11 protein-coding genes and 1 pseudogene are annotated in these 9,488 nt (G+C 69.3%); 7 read left to right on the forward strand and 5 right to left on the reverse strand.

The annotated features are described in order from the left end of the window. The first annotated feature begins 36 nt into the window (after window positions 1-36). Together ACLD7X_RS02300 and ACLD7X_RS02305 are read left to right on the forward strand one after the other, a co-directional pair. Window positions 37-456 (forward strand): DUF6554 family protein, encoded by a 420-nt coding sequence (locus ACLD7X_RS02300; protein ID WP_411421829.1) that lies wholly within the window; start codon window positions 37-39, stop codon window positions 454-456. Further along, a complete protein-coding gene (locus ACLD7X_RS02305; protein WP_411421830.1) occupies window positions 419-892 on the forward strand; it encodes a hypothetical protein in 474 nt (157 codons plus the stop codon). Before ACLD7X_RS02300 ends, ACLD7X_RS02305 begins: the two co-directional genes overlap by 38 nt. Window positions 893-914: 22 nt before the next feature. Here ACLD7X_RS02305 and ACLD7X_RS02310 read toward each other — a convergent pair whose 3' ends face one another. Continuing rightward, window positions 915-2,501, reverse strand: coding sequence for a DEAD/DEAH box helicase (locus ACLD7X_RS02310; RefSeq protein WP_411421831.1), 1,587 nt, complete (start codon window positions 2,499-2,501; stop codon window positions 915-917). 74 nt (window positions 2,502-2,575) lie between these two features. On the opposite strand from ACLD7X_RS02310, the gene ACLD7X_RS02315 reads away from it, so the two are divergent. After that, window positions 2,576-3,052: an HNH endonuclease gene (locus ACLD7X_RS02315; protein ID WP_411421832.1), complete on the forward strand. Its 477-nt coding sequence runs from the start codon at window positions 2,576-2,578 to the stop codon at window positions 3,050-3,052. 270 nt (window positions 3,053-3,322) lie between these two features. Beyond that, complete coding sequence (locus tag ACLD7X_RS02320) at window positions 3,323-4,201, forward strand: SDR family oxidoreductase (RefSeq protein WP_411421833.1); 879 nt, start codon at window positions 3,323-3,325, stop codon at window positions 4,199-4,201. Here the strand turns inward: ACLD7X_RS02320 and ACLD7X_RS02325 are convergent. Next, on the reverse strand, window positions 4,174-4,368 hold the full coding sequence (locus ACLD7X_RS02325) for a hypothetical protein (protein WP_425625047.1): 195 nt from the start codon (window positions 4,366-4,368) through the stop codon (window positions 4,174-4,176). The two genes, ACLD7X_RS02320 and ACLD7X_RS02325, sit on opposite strands and share 28 nt — an antisense overlap. On the opposite strand from ACLD7X_RS02325, the gene pdxA reads away from it, so the two are divergent. Continuing rightward, window positions 4,361-5,386 carry a 4-hydroxythreonine-4-phosphate dehydrogenase PdxA gene (pdxA, locus tag ACLD7X_RS02330; protein ID WP_411421835.1) on the forward strand — a complete coding sequence of 342 codons (1,026 nt, stop codon included), beginning with the start codon at window positions 4,361-4,363 and terminating at the stop codon, window positions 5,384-5,386. The genes ACLD7X_RS02325 and pdxA overlap by 8 nt on opposite strands. Window positions 5,387-5,388: 2 nt before the next feature. Here pdxA and accB read toward each other — a convergent pair whose 3' ends face one another. After that, window positions 5,389-5,880 (reverse strand): acetyl-CoA carboxylase biotin carboxyl carrier protein, encoded by a 492-nt coding sequence (accB, locus tag ACLD7X_RS02335; protein ID WP_411421836.1) that lies wholly within the window; start codon window positions 5,878-5,880, stop codon window positions 5,389-5,391. Between the two features lie 5 nt (window positions 5,881-5,885). After that, window positions 5,886-6,446, reverse strand: coding sequence for an elongation factor P (gene efp, locus ACLD7X_RS02340; RefSeq protein WP_411421837.1), 561 nt, complete (start codon window positions 6,444-6,446; stop codon window positions 5,886-5,888). Window positions 6,447-6,610: 164 nt separating this feature from the next. On the opposite strand from efp, the gene ACLD7X_RS02345 reads away from it, so the two are divergent. Together ACLD7X_RS02345 and thiL are read left to right on the forward strand one after the other, a co-directional pair. After that, complete coding sequence (locus ACLD7X_RS02345; protein WP_411421839.1) at window positions 6,611-7,651, forward strand: peptidylprolyl isomerase; 1,041 nt, start codon at window positions 6,611-6,613, stop codon at window positions 7,649-7,651. Further along, on the forward strand, window positions 7,651-8,718 hold the full coding sequence (thiL, locus tag ACLD7X_RS02350) for a thiamine-phosphate kinase (protein WP_411421840.1): 1,068 nt from the start codon (window positions 7,651-7,653) through the stop codon (window positions 8,716-8,718). Before ACLD7X_RS02345 ends, thiL begins: the two co-directional genes overlap by 1 nt. 144 nt (window positions 8,719-8,862) lie before the next feature. Here the strand turns inward: thiL and ACLD7X_RS02355 are convergent. Next, window positions 8,863-9,488, reverse strand: a pseudogene (locus ACLD7X_RS02355) (type I glyceraldehyde-3-phosphate dehydrogenase); the annotation flags it as partial.

Consider the following 9,488-nt stretch of genomic DNA (forward strand, 5'->3'; position numbering starts at 1 on the left):
TCGATAACTTGGGCGCTGCTTTGCAGCCCTGAGGCCATGGCCCCGCGCCCCTCCTTCGCGACCGCGTTCCGCCGCCTGCCCTGGGTGCTGGCCCTGGCCCTGGCCAGCCTTGGAGCCGGCGTTGCCCGCGCCCAGGGCGGCGACAGCGGGGCCGCCCTGGAGGGTGCCGGTCCGAAGGGGGCGCAGATCTACTGCTTCATGCGCAACAGCGGCAACAACCACCAGGTCAGCTGGGACGCGTCCTATGCCGTGATCAAGCGCCAGAGCGACCAGCTGTTCAAGACCTCGCCGGAACACGCGGCGGTGATGATCACCGAAGCCGTGGTGCAGAACCCCGGCACCTATTCCGACTGCGGCCGCTATCTCGGTGATCTGTTCAGCAAACCCGACCCCGTGGAAGAGGCGCCTGCCACCTCGCGTGGAGCCACCCGCAACGAACGATTCGGCACCTACTGAGCCGGGATCCGGCAGCGCCGGTGGGGGGCCGCCTCGGCGCAAGGGCACAGGGAACCACCCACGGGCACGTTCCCTGCGCCCGCTGGCCCTGGCCCTGGCGCTCAGCCTCCTGGCCGGGGCCTGCGCCGAGGAGCCCCTGCCCAGACGCGCCATCCGCCGTGACGACTGCCTGCGCAACGTGCGACTGGATCGGCTCAGCGAGCAGCTGAAGCTCTGCAATGGCGTGGTGGAGGCCTTCCCGGAGGATCCAGGGCCCCGCAACGACCGTTACCTGCTGCACAGTCTGGCGGGCAACGACCCTGCCGCCTGCGAGGACATGCGGGCCGCGGTGAACCTGGCCGCCCGGTTGCCGGCGAAGCGCCTCGATCCGCAGTTGCGGAATGATCTCAAGGTGCGGCAGGAACTCTGCCAACCATCCGCTGCCGCCCCGTCGTGACCGGGGGGGAGGGCCTGGGGCCTCACCACCTGCGCAGCAGTTCGCGCACCATGGCCGGCATGCCCCGGCGACGCATCAGCTGTTCGCCGCGATGCAGCAACAGGGCGATGCGTTCCTCCTTGCTGGCAATCACCCGGTCCACCAGCTGGTCGGCAACCCCCAGCTGCAGCCAGTGGCTGGTGAGCGCGGCGGTCATCCCGATCCGGTGGCAGCGATCCTCGGCCTGCTCCGCATCGCCGGGAGTCCAGGGCCGCTCGATCAACAGCACGTGGCGCGCCCGGTGCAGGGTGAAACCCAGACCACCGGTGCCGTACGTGGCGACCAGCAGGTCACTGGCTCCGCCCTGAAAGCGATCGACCAGCCCCTGCCGCAGGGCGGGAGCCACACCTCCGGTCAGCAGGCAGCCCCCCAGGTGCTGGTGCAGCAGACGGGCCGTGGCCACGAAGGCCGTGAAGACCACCACGGGCTCACCCCGGGCGAGCAAGGTCTCCACCAGCCGCCGGGCCATGGGCAGCTTGTAGTCGGAGGCGATCTGCCGCAGCGCCGTGAGCACCGCCAGCACCTCGGCATCGCGCCGTACCTCCCCCCGGGCGGCCCGGCGGCGGTAATCCTCCACCCGGCGGTCCAGCCGGTGCTGAAAACCCCGGGCCTGCTGATCCTCCAGTTCGACGGGAAGCAGCCGCCGCTGTTTCGGGGGCAGGTCGAGGCAATCCTGCTTGCGGCGATGCAACAGCAGCGGCCGCGTCAGTCGCTGCAACTCGTCCAGATGGCTGGCCCCGGTGGCCTGCCAGACCCGCCGCCCTCCCTGCTCGCGCCAGTGACCCTGGCAGAACAGTTCCTCGTACCGGCGCTGATCGGCCCCGAGGGGGTGACCGATCGCCGCCAACAGCGGGAAGAGCTGGGCCGGGCGGCCATTCTTCATCGGCGTGCCGGTGAGCAGCCACACCGCACGGAGCCGGGGGTGCCGGGCCAGCCGCAGCAGGGCCTGACTGCGGGCCGTCTGGGCGTTCTGGGCGTAGTGCGCCTCGTCCGCGATCAGCACGGTACCGGCCGGGGGCAGCGCGTCCGGGAGCCGTGCCCAGCTGTGGAGCTGCAGCGTCAAGCCCAGTGCCAGAGACTCGCTGTGCCAGTGATCATGCAGACCGACGGGAGCCACCACGAGAATCCGGCAGTCGGCCAGGCGCACCATCGCCCGGGCCGCCACCAGGGCCGAGAGGGTCTTGCCGAGACCCATGGCATCGGCCAGCAGGGCCCCGCGTCGGGCCAGGAGCCAGCGCACGGCCGCGCGCTGGTGCGCGAACAGCCGGCGCCCATCCGTCAGCGGATCGGCCAGGGTCGCTGCAGCCACGAGCTCCCGGTGGGGCGGGAGGGGGGGCAGGGGCAGGGAGAGCCAACCCAACCAGGTGGCCAGCTCCGGATCCACCGGGAAGCGGCCCGCGAGCTGGGCCTGCAACGCCGGGGCCGCCTCGAGGGGGAAGTCCCAGCAACGGCGGCTGGGCAGCCACTGCCCCCGCGGCCGGATGGCGCGAAGCTGGGCCGAGGTGACGGCATCAAAGGGACACACCACCTCGATGCGACCGGTGGAGCCCAACCGCAACAGGCAACGCATGCGCGGAATGGCAGTCCTCGACACATTGCCACCCTGGAGGTTGCCGCCAGACTGCCGCCAACCGAGCCACGCGCATGCAGGCCAGGGACTGGGCGTCCAGGAACGCAGCCTCAAGGAATGCGGTTTTCCTTGATGAACTCTGTCCCAAATTACGAGTACGGCGCTGGCGCCAATCCCTGCACCAGATCACCAATCAGTGCTGCATCTACTGCGGCGATCGCTCCGAATCCATTGACCATGTGCTCCCCAAGAGCCGGGGTGGTCCCAGTGTGAGCGAGAACTGCGTACCAGCCTGTCTGGCCTGCAACGGCCGTAAAGGGGACAGCGAGGCCTTCAGCTGGTACCGCCAGCAACCCTTTTACGACCCCCGGCGGGCCGTCGCCATCCGGGCCTGGACCGAGGGAGACATGAAGCTGGCCGCACGCCTGCTGGAGTGGACGGCCACGCCCCCGGCGACGGGCGGAGCCGACAGGGCCACGCCAGCCCAGCCGGGCGATCACCAGACCCGACAGGCCACCGGGCCGTTGTGGCGCTGGCAGATGGCCGCCTGATCCTGCGGGGCCTCGGGGGCCGCGACCGCAGCAACGCCCAGCAACAGGACCACCAACACGGCAGGAATCAGCCCGGGGAGACGCTCCAGCGACCGAGCGCCATCCGCGCGACCCTTTCTCCCCGCAGGTGCGCTGCGGGGAGGGAGAATCCCGGATATGCGGCTCCACCGATCGGATCGGGGCCGCGCCGCCGGGAGGGCGCAGGGCCTGGCCGGCCGGGCGACGAACGACGCAGCCATCGGAATCCATTCAACTGATACAGGTGTACTCATGGCGGCCACGGGTGTCAAGTCGGCGGGGCGGATGCTGGTGGTCGGTGGGGGTTACACCGGCCAGCGGCTGGCCGCGCGGGCCCGAGCGGCTGGCTTCGAGACCCTGCTCACCAGCCGGGAACCCCGGGACTCCACCGCCACGATCCGCTGGCTGCCGTTCGACAGCCGCAGCGGGGTCCTGCCCCGGGCCGAGGACCTGGCGGACGTCACCCATGTGCTGGTGACCGTTCCCCCGGATGGTGAGGAGGGTGATCCGAGCCTGCGACTGCTGGGCCCGAGCCTTCGGACTCTGCCCCTCCGCTGGGTGGGCTACCTCTCCACCACGGGGGTCTACGGCAACACCGATGGGGCCTGGGTGGACGAAACGGCAGCGACACCGGCCCGGCCCGGCCGGAGCCTGGCCCGACTGAAGGCCGAGGACGCCTGGCGGGCGAGTGGCCTGCCGGTGCAGATCTTTCGACTGCCGGCGATCTATGGGCCCGAGCGCACCCCCTTCCGGGCTCTGCAGGCCGGCCAAAGCAGGCTCATCCACAAACCGGGCCAGGTCTTCTCCCGGGTCCACGTCGAGGACATCGCCGGAGCCGTGCTGCACTGCCTGGCGCTGCCGGCGACCGAGCGGCCCGGCCTGCTGAATGTGGCGGACGACTGTCCCTGCTCATCCAGCGAGGCGATCAGCTACGCGGCCCATCTGCTGGGCTGCAAACTGCCTGCAATGGAGAGGTTCGCGAGCATCGAGGGGGGCATGAGCCCGATGGCGCGCAGTTTCTGGATGGAAAATCGGCGGGTCAGCAACCGGAGACTCTGCCAGCAGCTGGGCTACCGCCTCCTCTACCCCAGCTACCGGGAGGGCTATCGGGCCTTCTTTTCTTCCATGTAGGGCGATCCCTTGGGGTAGCACTTGGTGTCATCCTCGGGATCACAGACGAAGGGGAAACCGAGGTCCCGCATCATCAGACCCCAGCGCAGCTGAAGCCATCCCCGGTTGAAGCCGGTGCCCAGACCGAACAGCACCAACGCGAGCATCAACCAGCGCAGCATGGGCAACCCGACCGGCGATCAGCTTCTATCCAACCCTGAATCCCGCCATCTGGCCATCGCCCTGGGGGATCCGGCCGGCATCGGCGCGGAAGTCACCCTCAAGGCGCTGGCACGGCCGGAGGCCGCCGATCTGCAGCCTGTGCTCGTGGGCTGCCGTCGCTGGCTGGAATCCAGCTACCAGTCCCTGCGGCACCGCAGCCCCGATCCTCTGCGCGATCCGGCCGACCTCGAGGTCCTGGATCTTCCCTTGCCGGAGCCCGTGCAGAGCGGCTGCAGCAGCCCCGCCTGCGGAGAAGCCAGCTTCGGCTGGCTGACGGCGGCGGCATCCCTCGTGTTGCGCGGGGACTGCCGCGCCCTGGTCACCGCCCCGATCGCCAAGGCCAGCTGGCACGAGGCCGGCCACCCCTACCCCGGCCAGACGGAACGGCTGGCGGAGCTGAGCGGCGCCGCGGAGGCCTCGATGCTGTTCACAGCCCTGTCCCCCCAGGGGCACTGGCGCCTGAACACGCTGCTGGCAACCACCCACATCCCCCTGGCGGCGGTCGCCGAGCACCTCTCCGGCGCGCTGGTGCAGCGCAAGCTGGACCAGCTGCTGGACTTCTGCCAGCGCTTCACGACCAGGCCGCGGCTGGCGGTCGCCGGCCTCAATCCGCACGCCGGCGAAGCCGGTCGTCTGGGGCTCGAGGAGCAGCGATGGCTGAACGGGGCCCTGCTGGAGTGGCAGCTCCACCATCCGGAGGTGGAGCTGATCGGTCCACTGCCGCCGGACACCTGCTGGCTGAGCGCCGGCGTGGCCTGGAACGGTGGTTCAGGGGGCGCCGATGGCTATCTGGCCTTGTACCACGACCAGGGGCTGATTCCCGTGAAGCTGCTGGCCTTCGACGCGGCGGTGAACACCACCCTGGGGCTCCCGTTCCTGCGCACCTCACCGGACCACGGCACGGGTTTCGACATCGCAGGTCAGGGCCTGGCCCGGCCCGCCAGCATGCTGGCGGCCCTGACCACGGCCAGGGAGCTGGGCTGAACTCAGCCGGGCTTCACACGCATCAACACCTGGCCAAACTCCACGGGCGTGCCGTTCTCCACCAGGATTTCGACGACCTCTCCGCTCACCTCGGCCTCGAGCTCGTTCATCAGCTTCATGGCCTCGAGAATGCAGATGGTCTGACCGACCTTGATGCGGGCTCCAAGCTCGACAAAGAAGGGTTCGCCCGGTGCCGGGGCCCGGTAGAACGTGGCCACCATCGGCGCGGTGATCTCGACGAGGTCGCTGCGGCTGGCGGCGGCAGCCGGCGGCGGGGCCGAAGGGCCGGGGGGGATGGATCCGGGCGGGGCCGCGACGGGGAACGGCGCAGCGGGGGGTGCCGGCGGGCTGTGGAGCATGGCGACAGGGGCCGCCGCCGGAAGGTTGCGACGCACCTCGAGGCGGAAGTCGTCGCCCTCGAGCTTGAGTTCCTGGATGTCGCTTTCCCCGAGAAGGGCCAGGAGCTGGTGGAGCTGATCGTGATCGAGCTGCATGGTGATCAGTTCTCCCGACCCAGGTAGCTGTCGGTACGGGTGTCGATCTTGATCTTCTCGCCGATCGAGAGGAACAGGGGCACCATCACCTGGGCACCGGTCTCGACGATGGCGGGCTTGGTGCCGCCGGTGGCCGTGTCGCCCTTGACGCCGGGGTCGGTCTGGGTGATCTCCAGCACCACGGAATTGGGAAGCTCCACTTCCAGGGGTCTGCCGTTCCAGGAGACGACGTTCACCTCCATGCCCTCCTTGAGGTACTTGCGGCTGTCGCCGATCTGCTTGGCGGTGAGGCGGGTCTCCTCATAGGTGCCCATGTCCATGAACACATAGTCCTCAGCCTCCATGTAGGTGTGCTGGAGGGTGCTCTTCTCAAGGATGGCCTGGGGCACCATCTCGCCGGCGCGGAAGGTCTTCTCAACGACGTTGCCGCTCTGGACCGCCTTGAGCTTGGTGCGCACGAAGGCCGAGCCCTTGCCGGGCTTCACATGCAGGAACTCAACGACCCGCCAGACCTGGCCATCCAGCTCAATCGAGGTACCGGTACGAAAGTCGTTGCTGGAGATCATCCCGGCAGTTCGGATCTGGCGGATTGTAGAGCTGGCTACCGGAGCAGACCCTGAAGGCTTCCTGGGCAGGACGCCTCAGGCCCCTCAGGCTGTGCCAAAGTCCGGCCAGAGAGGCAGACAGGGCCATGGCCAGGCTCCGGATCGGTTGGGCAGGCGCCTGGGTCATGGCGCTCCTGCTGGCGCTGCCGCTGGCGGTCCTGCCCGCCAGCGCCGCCCTGCCCGAGGGCAACGCCGTGAAGGATCCGGCGTCAATTCTGCGCAATGCCCTGCCCGTGGATGCCCCGCAGCTGCAGGACCTGCAGCACCGGCTGGAGGGCACCAGCAACGACCTGCGGGCCAAGCGATGGACCGCGCTCGCCGGCACGGTACGCCGCAGCCAGTCCCAGCTCGGCACCCGCCGCCAGGAGATCCTGGAGGGCTTTCCCGCCGACTCCCGAGCCCGCGCCGAGGCGCTGCTCGATCAGCTGGAAACGCAGCTGCAGACCCTGGCCAGCAGCGCCGAAGTCCAGCAGCGCGACACCTTCCTGAGCGCCCGCCGCGAAGCTCTCGCCACCATCGGCGAAGCAGAGGCCCTGCTGGTGGGTCCGTTCCCCTTCACCATCCCCTCGGAGTTCGACAGCCTCCCCCGGCTGCTGGGCAGGGCCACCGTGACGTTCGAAACCACCAAGGGGAACCTGACCGCCGTGGTGGATGGCTACAACGCCCCGCTGACCGCCGGGGCGTTCGTGGACCTGGCTCGCCGGGGGTTCTACGACGGCCTTCCCTTCACCCGCGCCGAGGACTTCTACGTCCTGCAGACCGGCGATCCGGAGGGTCCCGCGGACGGGTACGTCGACCCGGTGACCAAGACCGAGCGACGGGTCCCTCTGGAGATCAAGATCCCCGGCGAGCCGGCACCGTTCTACAACCAGACCTTTGAAGACCTCGGCCGGTTCAAGGCCACCCCGGAGCTTCCCTTCGCCACCCTCGGCACCCTGGGCTGGGCCCACTCCGACCAGGGACTCGATGACGGATCCTCCCAGTTCTTCTTCTTTCTCTACGAAGCGGAACTGACCCCGGCCGGACTGAACCTGGTGGATGGCCGCTATGCCGCCTTCGGGTACGTGATCGACGGCTTCGAGGTCCTCGAGGAGCTGGGGGTCGACGACCGCGTCGTGCGGGTCAAGGTCGTGGAGGGCGCCGACAACCTTCAAGCCCATGCCTGATGGGCTCGGCTGAGGAACCCACCCTGGCCGAGCTGGGGGAAGCGGGGCTGATCGATCAACTGGCCCGGTTCGCCCCCCCCGGGCAGTACGAGGACGACGCCGCACGGCTCCGCCTCGAGGGGGACCTGGTGGTCAACACCGATCTCCTGGTCGAGGGAGTCCATTTCAGCGCGGCCACCACCGAGCCCTTCCATGTGGGCTGGCGGGCGGCGGCGGCCAATCTGTCCGATCTGGCCGCCATGGGCTGTCTCGGCGCCCTCGGCCTGACGGTGGGCCTGGTCGCCCCAGCCCAGACACCCTGGCCCTGGGTGCGGGAGCTGTATCAGGGCCTGCGCAGCTGTCTCGACGCCCATGGCGGGGGCGAAGTGCTGGGAGGGGACTGCAGCAGCGGGCAGCACAGGATCGTGAGCATCACCGCCCTTGGCCTGCTGCCGCCATCCGCCCCAGGGGAGGCCCCGGGCTCGGGCGCCCCGGTGATCCGCCGCTGCGACGGGCGTCCCGGTGACGTGCTGGTCTGCACGGGAAGCCATGGGCTCAGCAGGCTGGGGCTGGCCCTCCTGCAGCGGAGCCTGCCTCCGGGGCCATGCCAGCTCCTGGGGGATGGGCTGGTGGCCAGGGCCCTGCGGGCCCACCAGCTGCCCGTGCCGCGCTTTGACGCGGTGCGGGCCCTGCATGCCACCAGGCCGGCAGCATCGTCCTGGCGGGTGGGGGGCACCGACAGCAGCGATGGTCTGGTCGCCGCCGCCGCTGCCGTGGCCCGGGCCAGTGGCTGCCACGCTCGGCTGGACCGCGCTGCCCTGCCGATCGAGCCCGGCCTGGCCCAGCTCGCCGAGGGGGAACGCTGGTGCCTGGCCGGCGGAGAAGACTTCGAACTCGTGCTGGCCCTGGAGAGTCCCTGGGCCGCGGCCCTGGTGGCAGCCCTGGATGGCAGCCACGTGATCGGCAGGCTGGCGTCTGGCGAAGGTCCCCCCGGGGCGATCACCTGGCTGGATGGCGCATCCCTGCCGAGCGGGACAGGCGGCTTTCACCATTTCGAGGCGACCAGGGGCCGCGGGGGTCCGGCCTGAACCCGCATCCAGCCTGAGCATGGAAAAGCCGCCCCTGTCGGAGGCGGCCTGGGAAGGACAGCACTGGCGCGGCCCCATTGGAGGCCCCCTCAGCCGGACCGTCTCACGGGCACTGAACGGGCCGGGACTGAACGGACGGAAGGGTCACTTCCAGTTGCGGGCGATGACTTCGGCGAGATCAACAACCCTCTGGCTGTAACCCCATTCGTTGTCGTACCAGGAGACGACCTTGATCATGTTGCCGCCCATCACCAGGGTGAGGTCGGAATCGACGATGGTGGACTCATCGGTGCCGGCATGGTCGCTGGAGACCAGGGGGAGATCGGAGTACTTGATGATTCCCTTCATGCCGTTCTCTGAAGCGGCTTTGAGAACACCGTTGACTTCCTCCTTGGTGGTGTCACGCGCGATCTCGAGCACCATGTCGACAACCGACACGTTCGGAGTGGGAACGCGAAGGGCGATGCCGTTGAGCTTGCCCTTCATGGGGGGATACACCAGGGCGACAGCCTTGGCCGCGCCGGTACTGGTGGGAACGATGTTCACCGCGGCGGCGCGGGCGCGGCGCAGGTCCCGGTGGGAGGCATCGAGGATCCGCTGGTCACCCGTGTAGCTGTGGGTGGTGGTCATCGTGCCCTTGACGATGCCGAAGGCCTGGTCGAGGACCTTCACCAGCGGCGCCATGCAGTTGGTGGTGCAGCTGGCGTTCGAGACGATGTCCCAGTCCTCGTGGCGATATTCGGAATCGTTCACACCGACCACGAAGGTAC

Origin of the sequence: Aphanothece microscopica RSMan92 (assembly GCF_046613545.2) — a bacterium.
Lineage (GTDB): Bacteria > Cyanobacteriota > Cyanobacteriia > PCC-6307 > Cyanobiaceae > NIES-981.

Bases quoted from the DNA above. Each gene is read 5' to 3' on its own strand.
- ACLD7X_RS02300 (WP_411421829.1), top strand. From the start codon at position 37: ATGGCCCCGCGCCCCTCCTTCGCGACCGCGTTCCGCCGCCTGCCCTGG.
- ACLD7X_RS02310 (WP_411421831.1), bottom strand. From the start codon at position 2,501: ATGCGTTGCCTGTTGCGGTTGGGCTCCACCGGTCGCATCGAGGTGGTG.
- ACLD7X_RS02315 (WP_411421832.1), top strand. From the start codon at position 2,576: ATGCAGGCCAGGGACTGGGCGTCCAGGAACGCAGCCTCAAGGAATGCG.
- ACLD7X_RS02320 (WP_411421833.1), top strand. From the start codon at position 3,323: ATGGCGGCCACGGGTGTCAAGTCGGCGGGGCGGATGCTGGTGGTCGGT.
- pdxA (WP_411421835.1), top strand. From the start codon at position 4,361: ATGGGCAACCCGACCGGCGATCAGCTTCTATCCAACCCTGAATCCCGC.
- accB (WP_411421836.1), bottom strand. From the start codon at position 5,880: ATGCAGCTCGATCACGATCAGCTCCACCAGCTCCTGGCCCTTCTCGGG.
- efp (WP_411421837.1), bottom strand. From the start codon at position 6,446: ATGATCTCCAGCAACGACTTTCGTACCGGTACCTCGATTGAGCTGGAT.
- ACLD7X_RS02345 (WP_411421839.1), top strand. From the start codon at position 6,611: ATGGCGCTCCTGCTGGCGCTGCCGCTGGCGGTCCTGCCCGCCAGCGCC.
- thiL (WP_411421840.1), top strand. From the start codon at position 7,651: ATGGGCTCGGCTGAGGAACCCACCCTGGCCGAGCTGGGGGAAGCGGGG.